At 68.7% G+C, this 20,673-nt stretch carries 19 protein-coding genes; 16 read left to right on the plus strand and 3 right to left on the minus strand.

Annotated features, from left to right (window positions below; genetic code table 11):
• The 11 genes from ACWCOV_RS38975 to ACWCOV_RS39025 all read left to right on the plus strand — a co-directional run.
• Positions 1–1,443 (plus strand): extracellular solute-binding protein (locus ACWCOV_RS38975; protein WP_449834412.1); only part of this gene is annotated, 1,443 nt, incomplete at its 5' end.
• Complete coding sequence (locus ACWCOV_RS38980) at positions 1,440–2,360, plus strand: carbohydrate ABC transporter permease (RefSeq protein ID WP_449834413.1); 921 nt, start codon at positions 1,440–1,442, stop codon at positions 2,358–2,360. The genes ACWCOV_RS38975 and ACWCOV_RS38980, both read left to right, overlap by 4 nt.
• Positions 2,357–3,190 (plus strand): carbohydrate ABC transporter permease, encoded by an 834-nt coding sequence (locus tag ACWCOV_RS38985; RefSeq protein ID WP_449834414.1) that lies wholly within the window; start codon positions 2,357–2,359, stop codon positions 3,188–3,190. Before ACWCOV_RS38980 ends, ACWCOV_RS38985 begins: the two co-directional genes overlap by 4 nt.
• A gap of 1 nt (position 3,191) precedes the next feature.
• Positions 3,192–4,907: a GH39 family glycosyl hydrolase gene (locus tag ACWCOV_RS38990; protein WP_449834415.1), complete on the plus strand. Its 1,716-nt coding sequence runs from the start codon at positions 3,192–3,194 to the stop codon at positions 4,905–4,907.
• A complete protein-coding gene (locus ACWCOV_RS38995; RefSeq protein ID WP_449834416.1) occupies positions 4,907–6,292 on the plus strand; it encodes an NAD-dependent succinate-semialdehyde dehydrogenase in 1,386 nt (461 codons plus the stop codon). The genes ACWCOV_RS38990 and ACWCOV_RS38995 overlap by 1 nt, the downstream gene beginning before the upstream one ends.
• Complete coding sequence (locus tag ACWCOV_RS39000; protein ID WP_449834417.1) at positions 6,289–7,227, plus strand: dihydrodipicolinate synthase family protein; 939 nt, start codon at positions 6,289–6,291, stop codon at positions 7,225–7,227. The genes ACWCOV_RS38995 and ACWCOV_RS39000 overlap by 4 nt, the downstream gene beginning before the upstream one ends.
• Positions 7,224–8,909, plus strand: coding sequence for a dihydroxy-acid dehydratase (locus ACWCOV_RS39005; RefSeq protein ID WP_449834418.1), 1,686 nt, complete (start codon positions 7,224–7,226; stop codon positions 8,907–8,909). Before ACWCOV_RS39000 ends, ACWCOV_RS39005 begins: the two co-directional genes overlap by 4 nt.
• Before the next feature lie 267 nt (positions 8,910–9,176).
• Entirely contained in the window at positions 9,177–9,671 is a 495-nt protein-coding gene (nrdR, locus tag ACWCOV_RS39010) for a transcriptional regulator NrdR (RefSeq protein ID WP_360526153.1), read from the plus strand.
• A 110-nt stretch (positions 9,672–9,781) separates the two neighbouring features.
• Positions 9,782–12,670, plus strand: a complete 2,889-nt coding sequence (locus tag ACWCOV_RS39015; protein WP_449834419.1) for a vitamin B12-dependent ribonucleotide reductase — start codon at positions 9,782–9,784, stop codon at positions 12,668–12,670.
• 118 nt (positions 12,671–12,788) lie between these two features.
• Entirely contained in the window at positions 12,789–14,417 is a 1,629-nt protein-coding gene (locus ACWCOV_RS39020) for a LuxR C-terminal-related transcriptional regulator (protein ID WP_449834420.1), read from the plus strand.
• A gap of 65 nt (positions 14,418–14,482) precedes the next feature.
• A complete protein-coding gene (locus ACWCOV_RS39025; protein WP_449834421.1) occupies positions 14,483–15,556 on the plus strand; it encodes a class I SAM-dependent methyltransferase in 1,074 nt (357 codons plus the stop codon).
• Between the two features lie 43 nt (positions 15,557–15,599).
• Here the strand turns inward: ACWCOV_RS39025 and ACWCOV_RS39030 are convergent, their stop codons facing one another.
• Both ACWCOV_RS39030 and ACWCOV_RS39035 read right to left on the minus strand, forming a co-directional pair.
• Entirely contained in the window at positions 15,600–15,743 is a 144-nt protein-coding gene (locus tag ACWCOV_RS39030) for a hypothetical protein (protein ID WP_449834429.1), read from the minus strand.
• Positions 15,680–16,423 (minus strand): aldo/keto reductase, encoded by a 744-nt coding sequence (locus ACWCOV_RS39035; protein ID WP_449834422.1) that lies wholly within the window; start codon positions 16,421–16,423, stop codon positions 15,680–15,682. Before ACWCOV_RS39035 ends, ACWCOV_RS39030 begins: the two co-directional genes overlap by 64 nt.
• Positions 16,424–16,562: 139 nt before the next feature.
• On the opposite strand from ACWCOV_RS39035, the gene ACWCOV_RS39040 reads away from it, so the two are divergent.
• Positions 16,563–17,192 carry a hypothetical protein gene (locus ACWCOV_RS39040; RefSeq protein WP_449834423.1) on the plus strand — a complete coding sequence of 210 codons (630 nt, stop codon included), beginning with the start codon at positions 16,563–16,565 and terminating at the stop codon, positions 17,190–17,192.
• A gap of 258 nt (positions 17,193–17,450) precedes the next feature.
• Positions 17,451–18,545 carry a hypothetical protein gene (locus ACWCOV_RS39045; protein WP_449834424.1) on the plus strand — a complete coding sequence of 365 codons (1,095 nt, stop codon included), beginning with the start codon at positions 17,451–17,453 and terminating at the stop codon, positions 18,543–18,545.
• A 58-nt stretch (positions 18,546–18,603) separates the two neighbouring features.
• Here the strand turns inward: ACWCOV_RS39045 and ACWCOV_RS39050 are convergent, their stop codons facing one another.
• The gene (locus tag ACWCOV_RS39050) at positions 18,604–18,900 is read right to left on the minus strand and encodes a hypothetical protein (RefSeq protein ID WP_449834425.1); all 297 of its coding nucleotides are present in this window, start codon (positions 18,898–18,900) and stop codon (positions 18,604–18,606) included.
• 139 nt (positions 18,901–19,039) lie between these two features.
• Here ACWCOV_RS39050 and ACWCOV_RS39055 point away from each other — a divergent pair, with 139 nt between their 5' ends.
• The 3 genes from ACWCOV_RS39055 to ACWCOV_RS39065 all read left to right on the plus strand — a co-directional run bounded on the left by ACWCOV_RS39055 (position 19,040) and on the right by ACWCOV_RS39065 (position 19,930).
• On the plus strand, positions 19,040–19,393 hold the full coding sequence (locus ACWCOV_RS39055) for a helix-turn-helix domain-containing protein (RefSeq protein ID WP_449834426.1): 354 nt from the start codon (positions 19,040–19,042) through the stop codon (positions 19,391–19,393).
• A gap of 31 nt (positions 19,394–19,424) precedes the next feature.
• On the plus strand, positions 19,425–19,628 hold the full coding sequence (locus ACWCOV_RS39060; RefSeq protein ID WP_449834427.1) for a KTSC domain-containing protein: 204 nt from the start codon (positions 19,425–19,427) through the stop codon (positions 19,626–19,628).
• A 113-nt stretch (positions 19,629–19,741) separates the two neighbouring features.
• Positions 19,742–19,930, plus strand: coding sequence for a hypothetical protein (locus tag ACWCOV_RS39065; protein WP_449834428.1), 189 nt, complete (start codon positions 19,742–19,744; stop codon positions 19,928–19,930).
• The last annotated feature ends 743 nt before the right edge of the window (positions 19,931–20,673 follow it).

Below are 20,673 nucleotides of genomic sequence, written 5' to 3' on the forward strand. Positions count from 1 at the left end.
GCCCGTCCTCCGGGCGCCGGCGCGCCCGCCCGCCCTCCGGGCGCCGGCGCGCCCGCCCGCCCTCCGGGCGCCGGCGCGACTGTCCGCCCTCCGGGCGCCGGCGCGACTGTCCGCCCTCCGGGCGCCGGCGCGACCGCTCGCCCTCCAGGCCTCGGCCCAGCCGGGCCGACAGGCCGGCCGGTCCTGTCCCGGCGCAAGCTTCTCGCGCTCGGCGCCGGGAGCGCGGCGGCTCTCGCCGGCTGCTCCTCGCCGTTCGACGAAACGACCCGGGGTGGTGGCCGGGTGCTGGAGTTCACCACCTTCTACACCGGCCCCGACGGCGCCCTGATGCAGACGATTGTTGATCGATACAACCGCTCCCAGGACGACGTCGTCGTACGGTTCACCGCCCCCGCGTACGGCGGTGACTACCTGACCAAGATCCTGACCGCCTCGCTGGCCGGCGCACCGCCCGCGATCATCGCGCTGCACAGCTACGAGATCCCGCCGCTGCGCCGGTTCCTGCACACCATCGACTTCGGCGACCTCGGCTTCGGCCAGGACGACTTCATCGACGGCACCTGGCAGCTCGCGAACATCGAGGGCCGCCAGTACGGCGTGACGATGAGCACCGGCCCCGCGGCACTCGGGTACAACCGCGCCCTGTTCGAGAAGGCCGGTCTGGACCCGGACCGCCCGCCGACCACCGGCGGCGAATTCGTCGCCGCCGCCCAGGCGCTGAAGAAGTCCGGCCCGTGGGGCTTCATCCGCGAGACCGGCGCCTTCAACCCCTGGCTCACGTTCAACTGGCAGGCCGGCGGCGACCTGATCGACGGCGACAGCCGCGCGCTGTTCGCCGAGCCGCCCGGCATCGAGGCCGGCCAGTTCGAACGCGACCTCGTGCACCGCTACCAGGTCGAGCCGGCCCAACTCGCCGGGCCGCAGCTCGGCGCGCTGTTCCGCAGCCAGAAGGTCGGCATGGTCTTCACCTTCCCGTGGGTGCTGTCCCAGCTGATGAAGACCAACGCCCAGCAGGGCACCCAGCTCGACGTCGCCCCGCTGCCGCAGTTCTTCGACGGCCCGCGGTCGGTGGTCGCGACCTCGCACATCTACTGCATCCCGAAGCAACGCAAGAACGACGAGTGGATCCAGGCCGAGGCGCAGAAGTTCATCGCCTGGCTGGTCCGTGAAGGCAGTGTCGACTGGGCGGGCGCGCAGGCGCCCGCCAGCAAGGCAGCCGCCGCGGCGATCGCTCGCAGCGACGATCCGGTGGTCCGCAAGATGGGGCTGTTCATCGACGAGGCCAAGCATGCGCGGTTCGCGCCGTACGCGTATCGCTGGAACCAGGCCTTCCAGTACCTGAACGACGCGCTCGACGACGTCGTCTACCAGGGCGCGGATGTGGCTACCGAGCTTCGCCGGGCGGCGGCCCGTGCGACCGAGAGCATGCGGGAGCCGAAATGAGCGTCCTCACCTCGCGCATCCCGCTGAGCCGCGCCGTGACCAAACGTGAGAAGAAGCCGCGCTCCTGGCAGGCGGCAATCTTCCTCGCGCCGTTCGGGGTGCTGTTCCTCTTCCTCTGGGCGGTTCCGGTCGTCCGCGGCTTCTACCTGAGCCTGACCGACGTCAACGTTGCCGAGGGCACCGGTGGATTCGTCGGCCTGGCCAACTACGTCAACCTGTTCGGCGACGGGGACTTCCAGGCCGCGTTCGGTCACACCGTGCTGTTCGTCGTACTGAACGTCCCGGTGCTGGTCGCCGCCGGCCTGATCCTCGCGCTGGTTCTCAACCGCGACCTGTCCGGTCGCAACATGCTTCGCGCGGCCTTCGTCGGTCCGTACCTGCTGCCGGGCGCGGCCGTTGCCCTGATCTGGACGCTCGTCCTCGACCCGGTCGACGGTTCGCTCAACACCGTCCTGAAGGCGGTCGGCCTGCCGGCCCAGCAGTGGCTGACCGAACCCGGTCAGGCGATGGGCGCCGTCGTACTGCTGACGCTCTGGTGGCGCGTCGGATTCCCGCTGCTCATCCTGCTCGCCGCGCTGCAGGACATCCCGAAACAGCTCTACGAGTCCGCACGAATTGATGGCGCGTCTCGGTGGCAGCAGTTCCGGTACGTCACGTTGCCAGGTATCGCGCCGGTCCTCGGCCTGGTGGTGCTGCTGCGGCTGATCGACTCGTTCAAGGTGTTCGAGCAGGTCTACCTGCTGACCCAGGGCGGTCCGAGCGGCAGCACTCGCGTTGTGCTGCAGATGCTCTACGAGACCGGCTTCCGGGACTTCCGGACCGGGTACGCCGCCGCGATCGGCTGGCTGCTCGCCTTCGTCATCCTCGTCGTCACGATCGTCCACCAGCTCGTCAGCCGCCGGAGCGTGAAGTCATGATCGGTTCCCGCCGCCGCGCCCGCTGGCTTGCGACGGCCGCGGCGCTCGTCTTCGCGATCCTGTGGGGACTGCCGCTGGTCTGGACGCTCTCGTCGTCGTTCGAAGGCTCGACCACGCCAGGCAGCCGGCTGCTGCCGAGCGACCCGACGCTGGCCAACTGGGAGATGCTGGTCGATCCCGGCGGCCGGGCGGTCAACATCTTCATCGCCTTCTTCAACAGCACGGTCGTCGCCGTGGTCTCCACGGTGCTGGCGCTGCTGGTCTGTTCGATGGCCGGATACGCGCTGGCCAAGCTGCCCTTCCGTGGCAACGCGGCCGTCCTAGGGTTGCTGCTGGCAACGATGTTGATCCCGGGCGAGGTCGTGCTCGTCCCGCTCTTCCAGCAGTTCCGCGAGCTCGGCCTGCTGAACACGTACGGCGCCCTGGCCCTGCCACACATCGTGTCACTGCTCGGCGTCGTACTCGTCCGGCAGTTCATCGTGAACCTTCCCGACGACCTGATCGACGCGGCTCGGGTCGACGGGGCCGGAGCGTGGCAGACGTACCGGCACATCGTCGTACCGCTGATCCGTCCGGCCCTGGCCACGCTCGGGATCCTGGTGTTCCTGGGCAGCTGGAACGACTTCCTCTGGCCGCTGATCTCCACCAGCTCGCCGAGTATGCAGACCCTTCCGCTGGCGCTCGTCACGTTCCGATCCGCGTACGGCGACGTCGACTACGGCGTCGTGATGGCGTCAGCGGCGCTCGCGATCACACCACCACTTCTCGTCTTCTTCCTCGCCCAGCGCTTCATCATCGCCGGCATCAGCACGACCGGACTGAAAGGTTGACATGACCCAGAACGCCTCTCCCAGCGACGTTCAACGTCTTCCGTACGCCCCCTCCGACCCCACCGCAACACCACTGCGCACGGCTCGCGTCACCGTCGACGCGTCGTCCGACGCCGGCGTTCTCGACCGGCCGTGGGCCAGCCTCGGGTACGACGAGATCAACTGGACCTACACGCCGCAGGGCCGCCGGACTTTGCAGACAATCGGACGATTCGCGGAGACGCCGTACCACGTCCGGCCGCACAACATCTTCAACAGCGGCACCGGTCTCGGCCTGCCGCACTGGGGGAGCGGGAACGTCTACCACGAGGACGCGGACGGCAAGCCGTACTACGACTTCACCATCGCCGACCTGACCTACGACGCGATCGTCGGGTCCGGCCACCATCCGCTGGTCGAGCTCGCCTTCACCCCACTCGCGCTGGTGCCCGAGTCCGCCAAGGAGGAGTTCCCCTTCGAGAACAGCCCCAGCCAGTACAGCGCCTACGAAGCCGGCTGGTGGTCGTACCCGCCAAAGGACTACGCGAGGTGGGGCGGCCTCGTCGCGGCTCTGGTCGAGCACTGCCTGGAGCGGTACGGCGCCGACGAGGTCAAGCACTGGCTCTGGGAGCTGTGGAACGAGCCGGACATCTCATACTGGCGCGGTACTCCCGAGCAGTTCCACGACCTGTATGACGTGACGGTCAAGGCGATCCGGGACGTGTACCCGGAGGCGCGTGTCGGTGGGCCGGCCGTGACCGGTGGCGACCGCGGCGCCGTGTTCCTGCACGGCTTCCTGCAGGCCTGCGCCGACCGCGATCTGCCCGTCGACTTCGTCTCGTTCCACACCAAGGGCTCGCACTTCACGCCGTGGCGCACCTACGGCCCGATCGGCGCGCCGGCGCCCCAGCAGCAGTCGCCGTCGACCCCGAAGATGCTCCGCGAGATCGACCGCGCGCTGCGTGTCATCGAGCAGTTCCCGCGGTACGTCGACGCGCCGGTGATCGTGGACGAGTGCGACGCGTCGGTGCCGGCCCACTGGGGCATCTACGACAACGCGAACTTCGCCTACCGCAACAACGAGTACTACCCGGTGTTCCAGGCCAAGCTGATGAAGAAGGTGCTCGACCTCAACGCGCAGCACACCGCGAAGGTGCACGAGGCCACCACCTGGAGCTTCTCGATGGAGGGCGAGCGCTACTTCGAGGGCACTCGAAGCTTCGTCACCGCGTCCGGGATCGAGAAGCCGCTGATGAACGCGTACCGGGCGTTCGCCCACCTCGGCGACCGGCGCCTGACCGCGGCCTCGGACCAGGCCGCGGACGTCTCCGACATCAGTGCCCTGGGCAACGGGTTGCCGGAGGAGGTCGACGTCATCGCGAGCCGCGACTCGTCCGACGGCAGCGTTGCGGTCCTGGTCTGGCGGCACACCGACGACCAGTACGCCGACGGCAAGGAGGCGACTCGCGTCGACCTCGAGGTCAACGGACTCGAGACCGGCGCCTGGACCGTGCAGCACTACCGGATCGACCACAGCCACAGCAACAGCCACACGGTCTGGCAGGATCTGGGCGCGCCGCAGGACCCGACCCCTGAAGAGCTGGAGAAGATCACCGCTCGGCAAGGGCTCGAACGATTCGCCGACGATGCCCAGCTGCAGGTCGACGGCGAGGTGGGTCTGCAGTTGGAGCTTCCACTCCCGTCGCTGAGCCTCGTGATCCTGACCAAGGTGGCGTGATGTTCATCGGTGGTGTCTGGCGCGAGGCGTCCGACGGCCGGACCATCGACGTACTGAATCCGGCCACCGAGCAGGTCGTTGCCCAGGTCCCCAACGCGTCGGACGCGGACCTGGACGACGTGCTCGCCGCGGCCGCGTCCGGCTTCGCGGTCTGGCGTCGTACGGCGCCTGCCGATCGGGCGGAGGTGCTCGACCGGGCCGGGCGTCTGCTGCTCGAACGGGTGCCGCGGATCGCCGCGATCCTGAGTGAAGAGCAGGGCAAACCGCAGGCCGAGGCCGAGGCTGAGGTCAGGCAGTCGGCGGAGTACTTCAGCTGGTTCGCGGGTGAGGCGGTCCGGTCGTACGGGCGTTTGTTGCCGACGGCACCGGGTCGCCGGTCCTGGGTGGAGCGGCGGCCGGTCGGACCGGTCGCCGCCTTCACCGCCTGGAACTTCCCGGCGTCCCTGCCCGCCCGCAAGCTCGCGCCGGCGGTCGCTTTCGGCTGCAGCATCATCGTGTGTCCGGCGATCGAGGCGCCGCGGACGGCGGGTGAGCTCGTGCGGGCGTTGACGGACGCGGGTGTGGCGGATGGCGTGATCAACCTGATCACCGGTGATCCGCCGCGGGTGAGTGAGCGGCTGCTCGGGTCGGACGTGATCGCGAAGATCACGCTGACCGGGTCGGTGCCGGTCGGTCAGACGCTGGTGCGGTTGTCCGCCGCACGGTTGCAGCCGTTGACGCTCGAGCTCGGCGGTCATGCGCCGGTGCTGATCTTCGACGACCTGTCCGCCGACCAGCTCGGGCGTGCGGCGGACGCGGTGGTCCGGGCGAAGTTCCGCAACGCCGGGCAGGTGTGCATCTCGCCGAGCCGGATCTTCGTCCAGCGGTCGATTGTCGACAATCTGCTGGCAGCCGTGCTGGAGCGGGTGGAAGGGCTGGAGATCGGCCCGCTGGCCAACGCGCGCCGGCGGGATGCGGTCGCGGCACTCGTCGAGGCGAGTGGCGCCAAGGTGCACTCCGGTGGGGTGCGGCCGGACGGCCCGGGGTTCTTCTACCCGCCGACCGTGCTGACCGACATCCCGGCCGGCGCGGCGGTGCTCCGCGACGAGCCGTTCGGGCCGATCATGCCGATCCTCCCGTTCGACGACCTGGAGGACGGGCTGGCTCAGGCGAACGCGGTGCCGTACGGCTTGGCGGCGTACGTGTTCACGGCAGACCTGCAACGCGCCGACGCAGCGGTCGCCGGGCTGGATGCGGGCATGATCGGTGTCAACGAGGTGGCCCTGGCATCCGCGGCTTCGCCGTTCGGTGGGGTGAAGCTGTCCGGGTACGGCAGGGAAGGTGGCACCGAGAGCCTGGAGGCGTACACGGTGGCCACTGCGGTGACGACGAGAGGAGCTCCATGACGTTGGATCCCGGGGTGTGGGGTGTGCTGGCGACGCCGTTGACGGCGGACGGCTCGGCCGTCGACACCGAGTCGCTGGCCCGGCAGGTCAGGCACTACGAGGCGATCGGCGCGACCGGGCTGACCGTGCTCGGTGTCTTCGGCGAAGCGGCTCGGCTGACCCCGGCGGAGCGGCTCACGGTGGTGGAGACCGTCGTCGCCTCCGGGGACCTGCCACTCGTGATCGGGGTCAGCGCACTCGGGCTGGACGAGGTGTGCGCGGAGGCGGCGAACGTCCTGCCGGCAGCGGGAGCTCGCCTCGCCGGACTGATGGTTCAAGTGAACTCCAGTGAGCCGGATGCCCTGAGCAAGCACCTCAACGAGGTGGCCTCTCGCACCGAACGGCCGCTGGTCGTGCAGGACTACCCGGTGATCAGCGGGATCCCGATCGCGACCGCCGACCTGGTGACCGCCGTACGCAAGGTGCCGGCCGTCGTCGCGGTGAAGTCCGAGTCGTCGCCGAGCCCACCAGCCGTGGCTGAGCTGGCGGCCGGGCTCGACGTGCCGATCTTCGGGGGTCTCGGCGGCACCTGTCTGCTCGACGAGCTCGCCGTCGGGGCGGCCGGCGCAATGACCGGCTTCTCTGTTCCTGAAGGGCTCCTCGCGTGCGTCAAGGCGTTCCGCGACGGGGGATTCGATGCCGCGCGGGAGGTGTGGCGCGACTACCTGCCGCTGGTCAACTTCGAGTTCCAGGCCGGGATCGCGCTCGGCCTGCGCAAACGCAGCCTGGTCTTACGTGGTCTGATCTCGTACGACGCCGTGCGCCCACCGGCCGCCGTACCACCGGAGAGCATGCTCCGCCTGCTGGCCGAACACCTCCGCCGCACACCTGCCGTCACCCTTCCTGCACTTCCCGAGCGACCCACGCCCCCCGAGCGAAGCGAGGGGTTGCTTTGAGTGGCATCTACCGTGGCCTGGTCAGCTACGGCGACCGCGACTTCTCCCGCTTCCTGCGCCGCGCCTTCCTGCACGCAAGCGGCCGCTCGCCGGAGTCGCTGGACCGCCCAGTTGTCGGGATCGCCACCTCCACCAGCGACTTCAACCCTTGTCACCGGCAGCAACCGGAGCTGGTGCAGTCCGTCGCCCGCGGCATCATCGCGGCCGGCGGGCTGCCGATGGAGTTCCCGACCATCTCGCTCGGTGAGAGCTTCCTCGAACCGACCGCGATGGTCTACCGCAACCTGATGGCGATGGACGTCGAGGAGCTCGTCCGGGCCCAGCCGATGGACGCCGTCGTGCTCGTCGGCGGGTGTGACAAGACCGTGCCGGCCCAGCTGATGGGCGCGTTCTCGGCCGGCCGGCCCGCCATCCAGCTCGTCACCGGGCCGATGTCGACCGGCCGCTACCAGGGCGAGCGCCTGGGTGCATGCACCGACTGCCGGCGGTTCTGGGCCCGCTACCGGGCCGGTGAGGTCTCCGAGGCCGAGATCGGCCGGGTGGAACGCAACCTGGCGACCACTGCCGGGACCTGTGCGGTGATGGGGACCGCCTCCACGATGGCCTGCATCGTGGAGGCGCTCGGCATGGCCTTGCCGGACAGCGCTGCCGCACCAGCAGTCCACGCCGACCGCCTGCGCATCGGCGAGGCAACGGGCGCTGCAGCGGTGTCGATTGCCGAGGCAGGCCGTACGCCGGATCAGGTGGTCACTGCGGCCTCTGTCCGCAACGCATTGCGTGTGCTGCTGGCGATCGGTGGGTCCACGAACGCGCTGATCCACTTGACCGCGATGGCTGGGCGGCTCGGTCTGGCGATCGATCCGGATGAGCTGAACGAGCTGAGTGAGACCACACCAGTGCTGGTGGAGCTCAAGCCGACCGGTGCGCACTACATGGAGGATCTACATGCCTCTGGCGGGCTTCCCGCCGTACTGCATGAGCTGAGGGACCTCCTCGACCTGTCTGCCCGCACAGTGACCGGCGAGACCGTGGGGGAGCGGCTCGGCGCCGGCCCGACCTGGGTGGACCGGGACGTGGTCCGGCCGCTGGACGCACCGAGCCGGGAGAAGGGCGGACTGGTCTGGTTGCGTGGCTCGCTGGCGCCGTCCGGTGCCCTGATCAAGCGATCTGCCGCTGATCCCGCCCTCTTCGAGACCACCGGACGCGCTGTCGTCTTCAGCTCGCTCGAAGACCTCGCAGCCCGCGTCGACGACCCGGACCTCGACGTCGAGGCGTCCGACGTCCTGGTGCTGCAGAACGCCGGCCCGCTCGGCGCCGGCATGCCCGAGGCCGGGTACCTCCCCATCCCGGCCAAGCTGGCGCGGTCCGGCGTACGGGACATGGTCCGGATCTCCGACGCCCGGATGAGCGGTACGGCGTACGGCACGATCGTGCTCCACGTGACGCCGGAGGCCGCGCTCGGCGGGCCGCTGGCGCTGGTCCGCACCGGCGACCGGATCCGGCTGTCGGTGTCCGAGGCGCGCCTCGACCTGCTCGTCTCGACCGAGGAGCTGGACAAGCGCCGGGCCGAGCTGCCGGAGCTCGACACGCCTCCTGTCACCGGCTACCGAAAGTTGTTCCGCGACCACGTTCTGGGAGCGGACCAGGGCTGCGATTTCGACTTTTGCCGGCCCGGCTCCTGACCCCTGCGCGGCCCCATAGTTTGCCCCTGCCGGGGGTCATCCGGGCGACGCCACGCGGGACTACACGAGGCCGCGCGAGTGTTGGAACGAAGAGACGCGCGCGGGATTCGGGCGTTCTTGCAACTGTCGGAGCAGCGATCTAGGATCCCTAGATGTAGTGGTTACACGGGTGTAATTTTCCACAGGTAGTGGTCAGTTACACACAAGTTGTCCCCAGGCAGTCCACAGGCCGCCGCCACGGCGGCCTCACGGGAGGAGTGATTCGTCGTGCACTGTCCGTATTGCCGGCACGCCGATTCCCGGGTCGTGGACAGCCGCGTGGCCGAGGACGGCGGAGCGATCCGCCGCCGCCGGCAGTGCCCGGTCTGCGAGAAGCGGTTCACCACTGTGGAGCAGATGCAGCTCACGGTCGTGAAGCGCTCCGGCGCGACCGAGCCGTTCAGCCGGGAGAAGGTCATCAACGGTGTCGGCAAGGCCTGCAAGGGCCGGCCGGTGGACGTCGACGCGCTGGCCCGGCTGGGGCAGCGGGTCGAGGACGCGCTCAAGGCGAGCGGCTCGCCGGAGGTGCCCGCGCACGAGGTCGGACTCGCGATCCTCGGGCCGCTGCGGGAGCTCGACGAGGTCGCCTACCTGCGGTTCGCGAGCGTGTACCGGCAGTTCGAGTCCGCCGACGACTTCGAGACGGAGATCGCGCTGCTGCGGGCGGAGAAGGAGCCGGAAGGCACCGAGCCGCGCCCGCTGAAGCCGACCCAGCAGACATAAATCGGGGAACCAGTAACACCACGCAGTACCGGCGGTTGAGCAGTCACGCAGTACTCAACGGGGCGGTCCCGACAGACCGCGGCAGTGCAGACAATGGGCGAGGAGCAACCATGACAGAGACGGTGACCGGCCACTCGGGGTCGACCAAGAGGTCGGCGGCCGGGTTCCGCGGGCGCAAGAACGCCCCCGCGGGACTCACCATCGAGCGCATCTTCACGACCGAGGGAGTACATCCGTACGACGAGGTGACGTGGGAGCGCCGCGACGTCGTGCAGCAGAACTGGAAGACCGGTGAGACGGTCTTCGAGCAGCGCGGGGTCGAGTTCCCCGACTACTGGAGCGTGAACGCCTCCACCATCGTCACCACCAAGTACTTCCGCGGCGCCGTCGGCCACGACAACCGCGAGTGGAGCCTCAAGCAGCTGCTCGACCGGGTGGTCAAGACCTACCGCAAGGCCGGCGAGGAGCACGGGTACTTCGCCACGCCGAAGGACGCGGAGGTGTTCGAGCACGAGCTCACCTGGATGCTGCTGCACCAGTACTTCAGCTTCAACTCGCCGGTCTGGTTCAACGTCGGGACGTCCTCGCCGCAGCAGGTGTCGGCCTGCTTCATCCTCGCCGTCGACGACTCGATGGACTCGATCCTGAACTGGTACAAGGAAGAGGGCCTGATCTTCAAGGGCGGCTCCGGCGCCGGCCTGAACCTGTCCCGGATCCGCTCGTCCAAGGAGCTGCTGCAGTCCAGCGGCGGGACGGCCTCCGGCCCGGTCTCCTTCATGCGCGGCGCGGACGCCTCCGCCGGGACGATCAAGTCCGGCGGCGCCACCCGGCGGGCGGCCAAGATGGTCGTGCTCGACGTCGACCACCCCGACATCGAGGAGTTCGTCGAGACCAAGATGCGCGAGGAGGAGAAGATCCGGGTCCTGCGCGACGCGGGCTTCGACATGGACCTCGGCGGCCGCGACATCACCTCGGTCCAGTACCAGAACGCGAACAACTCGGTGCGCGTCACCGACGAGTTCATGCGCGCGGTCGAGGAGAAGGGCGAGTTCGGGCTGCGGGCGCGGCTGGACAACTCGGTGATCGAGACCGTCGACGCGCGCGAGCTGTTCGACAAGATCTCCCAGGCCGCCTGGGCCTGCGCCGACCCCGGCCTGCAGTACGACGACACCATCAACGACTGGCACACCACGCCGGAGACGGGCCGGATCACCGCGTCCAACCCGTGCTCGGAGTACATGCACCTGGACAACTCGTCCTGCAACCTGGCGTCGCTGAACCTGATGAAGTTCCTCCGCGACGACGACCTGTTCGACTCGGAGAAGTTCGTCAAGGCGGTCGAGCTGATCATCACCGCGATGGACATCTCGATCTGCTTCGCCGACTTCCCGACCGAGGCGATCGGCGACACCACCCGCGCGTACCGGCAGCTGGGCATCGGCTACGCGAACCTCGGCGCGTTGCTGATGGCAACGGGCCACGCCTACGACTCCGACGGTGGTCGCGCACTGGCGGGCGCTATCACGTCGCTGATGACCGGCACGTCGTACAAGCGCTCCGCCGAGCTGGCCGGCGTCGTCGGCCCGTACGACGGCTTCGAGCGGAACAAGGACGCGCACACCCGGGTGATGCGCAAGCACGCCGCGGCCAACGACGCGATCCGGACCATGCATGAGATCGACAAGGACGTCCAGAAGCACGCCACCGCGGCGTGGGACGCCGTATTGAAGATCGGCGCCAAGAACGGCTGGCGGAACGCGCAGGCCTCGGTGCTCGCGCCGACCGGCACCATCGGCTTCATGATGGACTGCGACACCACCGGCATCGAGCCGGACTTCTCGCTGGTCAAGTTCAAGAAGCTGGTCGGCGGCGGCTCGATGCAGATCGTCAACCAGACGGTGCCGCGGGCGCTGCGGCAGTACAACTACACCGAGGAGACGATCGAGGCGATCGTCGAGTACATCGCCGAGCACGGTCACGTCGTCGACGCGCCCGGCCTGAAGCCGGAGCACTACGAGATCTTCGACACCGCGATGGGCGAGCGGGCCATCAAGCCGATGGGCCACGTGCGGATGATGGCGGCCGCGCAGCCGTTCCTGTCCGGCGCGATCTCGAAGACGGTGAACCTGCCGGAGACCGCGACCGTCGAGGAGATCGCCGACGTCTACTTCCAGGGCTGGAAGCTCGGCCTGAAGGCGCTGGCCGTCTACCGCGACAACTGCAAGGTCGGCCAGCCGCTGGCGGACGCGAAGGCGAAGAAGGCCTCCGACTCCGTCGCCGCCGAGGCTGCGGTCGCCGAGAAGATCGTCGAGAAGGTCATCGAGTACCGGCCGACCCGTAAGCGCCTGCCGAAGTCGCGGCCGTCGCGGACCACATCGTTCAGCGTCGGCGGCGCCGAGGGCTACATGACCGCCGGCTCCTACCCCGACGACGGCCTCGGCGAGGTCTTCCTCAAGATGGGCAAGCAGGGTTCGACCCTGGCCGGGGTGATGGACGCCTTCTCGATCGCGATCTCCATCGCGCTGCAGCACGGTGTGCCGCTGGAGACCTACGTCCAGAAGTTCACCAACCTGAAGTTCGAGCCGGCCGGCCTGACCGACGACCCGGACGTCCGGATGGCGCAGTCGATCATGGACTACATCTTCCGTCGCCTGGCCCTGGACTACCTGCCCTTCGACGAGCGGGCCGCCCTGGGCATCTACTCCGCGGAGGAGCGGTCCCGCCAGCTCGACACCGGCTCCTACGAGCCGGTCCCGGTCGAGATCTCCGAGGCCGAGTCCCTGAAGTCGGTCGAGCCGGCTCCGGAGCCCGTGGTCGAGGTCGAGGCGGCCGCCGCCAAGCCGGTCAAGGGCGAGGCGCGGACGACGGCCGAGATGTTCGAGCTCATCACCGGCACGTCGGTGGACGCACCGCTGTGCTTCACCTGCGGCACCAAGATGCGCCCCAGCGGCTCCTGCTACGTCTGCGAAGGCTGCGGCAGCACCTCCGGCTGCAGCTGACCGCCTGGTCGGCAGCTGACCCGCCTGGTCGGCAGTAGCCGACTGCTTGGCTGAAAGCGCCACGGCCCCCGGGACTTCCCACTTTCCCCGGGGGCCGCAGCGCGTCTACCTTCGAGGTGTGGAGGAGGTCGGCGGTCTCCTTGCGGCCGGGGAGAAGGCGCTCGGCGACGGGGATTGGGTGGCGGCGCTTGCCGCATTCGGGTCCGACGGGGTCTGTGAGACCGCGGAGGGCCTGTCCGGGCTGGGGAACGCTCAGTGGTGGCTGGGCGACGTACGGGCCGCCTTCTCGAGCTGGGAGCGTGCTTACGCGCTGTTCCGCCGTACCGACCCGGCCGAGGCCGTCTTCCTGGCGCTCGGCCTCAGCATGCTGTACGACGCCAACTTCGGCGACCGTGCGGCGGCACAGGGCTGGGCTGCGCGGGCGGTCCGGGTGGCTGCCGAGGTCGACGACCCCGTCGTGGTGGCGTGGGCCTCGCTGGCCCGAGCCGGCGCCTCGGACGACGTGGCGGCAGTGGCTGCTTGGTGTGAGGCGGCTTACGAGGTCGGGATCGAGGCGGGGGATCGTGACCTCGAGCTGTGTGCGCTGAGCATGTGGGGAGCCGCACTGATCGACCTCGGCCAGATCATCGAGGGCACGGCGCTGCTGGACGAGGCACTGGCCGGTGCACTTGGTGGTGAGGGGGCCCGACCGGACACAGTCGTTCTTGCGAGCTGCCTGCTGATGCGGTCCTGCGTGCGCGGCGGCGACTACCTCCGTGTCGTGCAGTGGGTCCGGTCACTCGACGCCTTCATCGCCCGCTACGGCTGTCCCTACCTCCACTCCTCGTGCAGAGCGTCGTACGGCGGCGTGCTGGTCTCCACTGGCGATTGGCCACGCGCGGAGGCCGAGCTGAGTGCTGCGCTGGAGCTCGCTCGGGATGCGCTGCCAACTGTGCAGGCAGAGGCGGCTGCCTTCCTTGCCGAGCTCCGGCTGGCGCAGGGCCGGGTCGGCGAGGCTCGGCAGCTCCTGACCGGCTTCGAGGACCGCACCGTCGTACGCCCGGTCCTGGCCGCCGCCTACCTGGCCGCGGGGGAGGTGGCGATGGCTGTCTCGCTGGCACGACGGCAGCTGGACGATAGCCCTCCACTGGAGGAGGCCCGGCTGCGTGAGGTGCTCGGCTCCGCCTGTCTGGCGTCTGGTGACGTGGCGGGCGCGGCTGCGGAGGCAGAGCGGCTGTCTGACCTGGGTACGGCGACTGACAGCGGGCTGATCGCAGCACGGGCTGCTCGGTTGTGTGGACGGACGCTGCTGGCGCAGGGCGAGTGTCAGGCGGCCGTGGCTCGGCTGGCGGCTGCTCAGACCTGGTTCGGGCTGTTGGAGATGCCGCTCGAGGTTGCGCGGACCCGGATGATGCTGGCGCAGGCGATGGCGCCGTACGACCCGGCTCCTGCGGTTGCCGAGGCTCGGATCGCTCTTGCGGTGTTCGAGGATCTGGGAGCGGCTGCCGATGCTGACGCGGCGGCTGCCTGGTTGCGGGCTGCTGGTGCCACGGCTGCTCGCGTGGGGCCTCGTGGGCTGGGGCTGTTGACCAAGCGGGAGCACGACGTGCTCGCCGTACTGGCTGAGGGGTTGCCGAATCCGGAGATTGCGGCCCGGCTGTACATCAGTCGCCGTACCGTCGAGCACCACGTGGCCAGCATTCTGTCGAAGCTCGGCGTACGGAACCGCACCGAGGCGGCCGCCTACCTCACCCGGGTCCACGAATAGGCGAGCTCACCGATGCTCCACCCGTCCTGGCGGTGTGACGCTGCTGGTGGGGATTGGAGACCACCATGAGCGAGACAACGCTGGACACGACCCGGCTCGAGGCCTTCGGGCAGCAGATGAGCGACGTACTGAACCACGGCACGCTCGCGTTGCTGACGAGCATCGGCCACCAGGTCGGCCTGTACGACGCACTCGCGGAGTTGCCGCCGGCCACCAGCCACGAGATCGCCGGCGCGGCCGGCCTGCAGGAGCGGTACGTGCGTGAGTGGCTCGGCGCGATGACCGTCGCCCGGATCGTCGAGTACGACGCTCGCGACCGCACGTACTGGTTGCCGCGCGAGCACGCCGCGTACCTGACCCGCGCGGCCGGACCGCAGAACCTCGCCGCGGCGACTCAGTTCATCACGCTGCTCGCTGGGGTCGAGTCCTCGCTGGTTGAGTGTTTCCGGCGGGGTGGTGGCGTGCCGTACTCGGAGTACACCGAGTTCCACCGGCTGATGGCCGAGGACAGCGGCGCGGTCTTCGACGCGGCGCTGATCGACGCGATCCTGCCGCTCGTGCCCGGGCTGCCGTCGCGGCTGTCGTCAGGGATCGACGTGGCCGACGTCGGGTGTGGCAGTGGGCACGCGATCAACCTGATCGCGGCGGCCTACCCGCAGAGTCGATGCGTGGGCTACGACCTCTCCGCCGAAGGGATCGCCGCAGGTCGGGCAGAGGCTTCGGCGCTCGGCCTGACCAACGCGGAGTTCGTCGTACGCGACGCCGCCGCGTTGGGTGAGCACGAACGCTTCGACCTGGTCACCGCCTTCGACGCGATCCACGACCAGGCGCACCCCGCCCAGGTCCTGGCCGGCATCGCGGACTCACTGCGGCCCGGCGGCGTCTTCCTCATGGTCGACATCCAGGCCTCCAGCAACCTGGAGGACAACCTGAACCACCCCTTCGCTCCCTTCCTGTACAGCGTGTCCACCATGCACTGCATGACGGTGTCGCTGTCCCTGGACGGCGACGGCCTAGGAACAGTCTGGGGCGAACAGAAGGCCCGCCAACTCCTCACCGAGGCCGGCTTCACCAACATCCAAACCACCCACGTAAAAGCCGACGCCTTCAACACCTACTACATCTGCCGGAAGGACTGACCTGCTGGCGCTGTCGGCAGAACCTGCTTGTCGCGGCCGGCTCTCAGTGGCCTGAGCGGTCCGAGTCGGCTGCCGGTCTCGCAGTACCATCGAGGGCGGCCAACGACTCCAGCTCCGCATCGGTCAGGTCGAAGTCGAAGACCGCCAGGTTCTGCTCGAGCCGCGCCCGGTTGGCCGACTTGGGAATCGGTACGACGCCCTGTTGCGTCTCCCACCGCAGCACAACCTGCGCCGGCTCCGATCATGTGCCTCCGCGATCTGCCGCACCGCCGCCTGCTCCAACAGGTCGGTGCCCTTCCCGAGTGGGCTCCAGGCCTCAGTCACGATCCCGTGCCGCTGGTGAAACTCACGCTCGGCGGTCTTCGTCCACACCGGACTCAGCTGCACCTGGTTGACCTCCGGCGCCACCCCGGTCTCGTCGATCAGCCGCTGCAGATGCGCCGGCTTGAAGTTCGACGTACCGATCGCGCGCACCAACTCGGCCTCGCGCAGCGCGATCAGCCCTTGCCACGCCTCGACGTACCGGTCCTGGTCCGGGTTCGGCCAGTGGATGAGGAGGAGGTCGAGGTAGTCGACGCCGAGCTTCTCCGCGCTCGCCTCGAACGCCGTCCGGGCCCCGTCCACGCTGTGCCACCGCTTGTTGAACTTCGACGTCACGAACACCTCGTCCCGCGGCGCGCCCTTGATCGCCCGCCCGACGCCGGTCTCGTTGCGGTAGTCCTCCGCGGTGTCGATCAGCCGGTACCCGGCCTCGAGAGCTTCCGAGACCGCCCGTTCGGCGTCGGCGTCGTCCATCGGCGAGGTGCCGAGCCCGATCCGCGGCATCGAGGTCCCACCACTCAGCGTGACGACCGGGACTGAACTCATCGCGTTTCCTCCTTCGCGGGGACGACGTACGGCCACCGTACGTCGTACCCGTCTCAGCGCACCGAGACAGGGCAGCGAACTGTCGGGGGTGTGGTTCATCATGGGTGCGCGGGATCGGATCGTGCGGAGGGGGAGGCGAATGAGAAATCGGCTGATCACTCTTGTGGACCTGGGTCTTGACAGCTCGTTCGACGCGTCGATGAGCTTCGTCCAGGGCATCACCGGGAACATCAACGCCGGCTGGGACCAGCCGTTCATCGATGTGAACTTCGTCCGCACCCGCGACCACGAGACCGCCTTCTCCGCGCTCACCACGCCCTCGACCGTCCTGCACGTGATGGCTCACGGTGACCACAGCGAGGAGCCCTCCTTCCTGTCCACCGACGGCAAGACCCAGGTCTCGCTGCGGTCGCTGGCCGAGTGGTTCCTCGACCGCCAGTGGGGTATCGCCAGCGGCGTGGTGATCGCCGACGGCTGCAAGACCGGCATCGGCAAGTGGCAGCGAGCCATCCGCGACTGCCTCCAGGACGACATCACCTACATCGGCACCAGCACCGTCATCGGCTGGTACGAAGCCACCGTCTTCTGCTCCGCCTTCTACGGCGCCCTGGTCCGCAACCGCGGCCTCGGCCGCACCCCCGCCGAACAAGGCTGGGACGCCGCCAACCGAGCCATCGCCGCCTACGAAACCCTCACCGACGCCCGCTGCCCCTACAAACCAGTCCTCCTGACCCCCTCCCGCCGAGCCCTCCGCTCCCTCACCGGCTAACCCGCCTCTGCGCGCACCGCCCGCCTGCACGCCAACCACAGCCACACCCGCGACCACGGCCGCTCCGCCCGTCAGCTCACCGACACGCGGGTGGCGGCTACTTTGGGTTAGGGGTGGGAGACTTTTGGTGGGCTCGTCGCGTGGCGAGGTCCGTGCTCTGGGTTGCCGGTGACCCGGGTGGCGGGAGGACGGGGAAGCCGTCCGGTACGCATTGGCCGACCTGCTGACGTCCGCCCGATGTGGTGAAGGAACGCCGCCATGAAGCTCCATCGGAACTCCCTCCTGACGGCTGCCGCCATCGTCCTGGTTCTGTACGTCGTCTGCCTGATCGTCGGCCTGCCGACCTGGGCCGCGACCGTGCTCACGGTGGTGTTGCTCGTCCTGCTGGCAGTCGTCTGGAAGCAACCCGACCCGCCGCGGCCCATAGTGACCCCGACGCCGGCTCCGCCGTCCGTCGTACTCCCGGACCCGGACCCGGTCTTCAGCGGACCGCCCTCGCGCACGGTCGCCGACGTACGGTTGCCGTCCGCGTCGCCCGACTTCCAGTTCAGCTTCTCGGCCGTCGTTCAGTGGTCGACCGTCTTGACCGGAGCGCGGCACGCCGACCTGGGCGCCGTCGCGGTCCACGCCTTGCTCGAGCGCGCCCGGGCTCTGACAGCGACCCAGCAGGTGACCGAGGAGTCCCTCAATCAGCACCGGCTCGCCGCCCTCCTCGGTGAGCCCGCGCTCGACGAGAAGGGACAGGTCCGCTGCTGGGCGACTGAGATCCGCCTTCGCCTGCCCGACGCGGACCAGAAGCACCTCCTGCACCTCGCAGCCCTGCACCGCCGAGAGCAGACCACACTGCTCGAACGCCGGATGGAGCAGGACAAGCGCGCGTACCTGAAGGACGACGTCTTCGCCACGCCTGGCTCGGCCGCGGTCTGGTGGCTGGTCAACAACCCCGGCGAGGTCGAGACCGCCCTCGGCCTGCTCGACACCCTCGCCGAACTCTCCGCCGCTGCCAACGACCTCCCGGTACGACGCTCATCCGCCGACGCCGTAGAGCAGGTCAAGCCAACCCGCGCCGAGCTCGACTTCAACTCAGCCGTCGACCACCTCCTCGAATCCGGCGAGCGCGCCGACCGGACAGCGGATCCGACAACAACCCCGACGGCGGAGCCGACACCAGACCGAACTGCCAGACCTACCGCGAGGCACGCCGACGCGCAGCAACAGCCTGACGCCACCGAAAGGCAATCCGACCGGCTGGCTGCCGACGCCGACGTACCTAGGGCCGCCCGCAACGGCACTGCGAAGCCATCGAGCCAGGCGCCAGATGAGAAGTACCGGGAAGAGTTCTATTCGGAGTAGGTCGGCGAGGCGGGCCGGCTGCAGGGTGGGCCCGCCCCACCGAGTTCGCGGGCGCATGTCATCCATCCAGCCACTGGATGGTGGTCGCGCCGTTGTGACCGTGGATTGTGAGGAGCGCCTCGAGGCCGTCCGGCCAGACCGTGGTGGTCGGGTACCGCCCGCGCCAGTGCAGGGCGACACTTCCGTCGCTCCACTCGACGCCCTCGGCGACGACGCCCGTACCGCTCACCCCGGAGACGTCGACATGGCGGACCAGCTGGAAGCAGCGTGGCCCGGACTTGGTCGCGACTTTCAGATGACGCCGTCGCGGGATCGTCCGCAGCAGCGTGGTGCTTCGACCGCTGATCTCGTTCATGCCTGAAGTCAACGCCCGCGGCGGCGTCCTCACCAGGAACTGAACAGGTATCCACAGGGCACAAACTCGGCACTCTCGCGATGACTCGATCGCCGTAACCTGATTGCAAGGAGTGATCAACGCGCAGGGAGTGATACCGATGACCCTCATCGAGAAGTGGACTGGCCGGCACGCGCATGCCTTGCGTGACGCGCTCCGGTTGACCAACGAAGCGTTCGCCGAGCATCTCGGCATCGCGCCGCGGACGGTGACCAAGTGGCGCGAGCGCCCGGAGATGGAGCCGAGCCATCTCATGCAACAAGCACTCGACACCTCACTGAGACAGGCGCCTCCCGACGCCAGGATCAGATTCGCCGCGAACCTGGGCCGCGACGAGCCGCAGCTCGTGGTCGACCCTGATGCGCTCAGCAGACTCAACGAAGCTCTCGGCGACCTCGCCCGTGCTGTGGCGCGCCTCGAGTCGGCCGAGCCTGAGCGATCACCGGCACACTAGGGCGACGTCGACGGACCCGAGGGGAGCGTAAGTGAGGCGACGACTGGTGAACTCGTCGAGTGTGCGATCGGTCGGCTGGTCCGACGGGACTCTGGAGCTCGAGTACGTCAACGGCTCCACGTACCAGTACTACGAAGTCCCGCAGACCACCTTTGCCGCGCTGCTCGCCGCGCCCAGCATGGGTGCGTACGTGAACACCCACATCAAGCCGCACTACGACTACCGCGAGGTTTGATCCGGACCGTTTCTGTAGGCGTCACGGCGGGAACTGGAGCTCCACACGGGGGTGCGCCCAGCCCTGGAGGTGACATGCGCACTCGTAGAGCATCTACGACTGGTTCTCGCACGGTGGCGATCATCGTGATTGTCTGGTTACTGATCGGCTTCGCGGCCGCTGCCCAACGGAACTACTTCGCAGGGGCCGACGCGACGTGCGCCAAGGTGGGCACGACGTTGGTCACCATCGTGGTCGGCCCACTGAACTACGTCGGTGCCAACCCGAAGATCGACTGCAGCGCACCACAACCATCGAGGTAGCCGCGAGTTCGGGGCCGAGCAGGACTGTGCTCGGAAGACTCGCAGCAGCCGGGAATAGGTTCCGTACGGCGCCGGTTACACCACATGCCGTCCGGTTTCATGACCCCGGGCCTCAACCTAAGCCGCTACGAGCGGCCACTCGCCGAGAGGCGTCTGCTGGACGGTGCGGTACGTGACTGGTGGGAGCCGGCACCCCGGCTCCCACCAGGTCTCGCAGCTCGACCGCCCTCTGCGGACCTTCGGGTACGACGACCTGGTAGCCGTCGCCGTGGACGCCGTACGGATATCCCGTGGAGGCCGCTTGAGCGGTGGGGCATCATGGGAGACGTCGCTCGCGGAGACGCGAGTGAGTGATGTGACCAGAGGGACCGACGACTGCCTCGCGGCCGTGCCGGCTGACCGGCTCCGAGGGTGCTTCGTAAGGGTTCGGACAGGGTCCGGCACCCCGATTTGCATCTTCACCGCGAAAGTCAGTAATGTTCTTCTTGTTGGAGCGAGACGCAGGACGCGAAAGCGGCCGGTCCTCCGACAAACTCCCTGAAGGTCTCGGAAGCCGAAACACGCCTCGGCGGGTTTCGGACACTGAGTCGCGCAGGGAGACTGGGACGGAAGAGGCCGATTTGACCGGCCCCGGACGAAACAGTAAAGTTGGGCGAGTTGCCCCGGAGCTTCAAACGAAAGTCTGAAGCGCGGTGTGCGTCCGATTCTTGAGAACTCAACAGCGTGCCGAAAGTCAATGCCGA

It is taken from the genome of Kribbella sp. NPDC002412 (genome assembly GCF_053592935.1).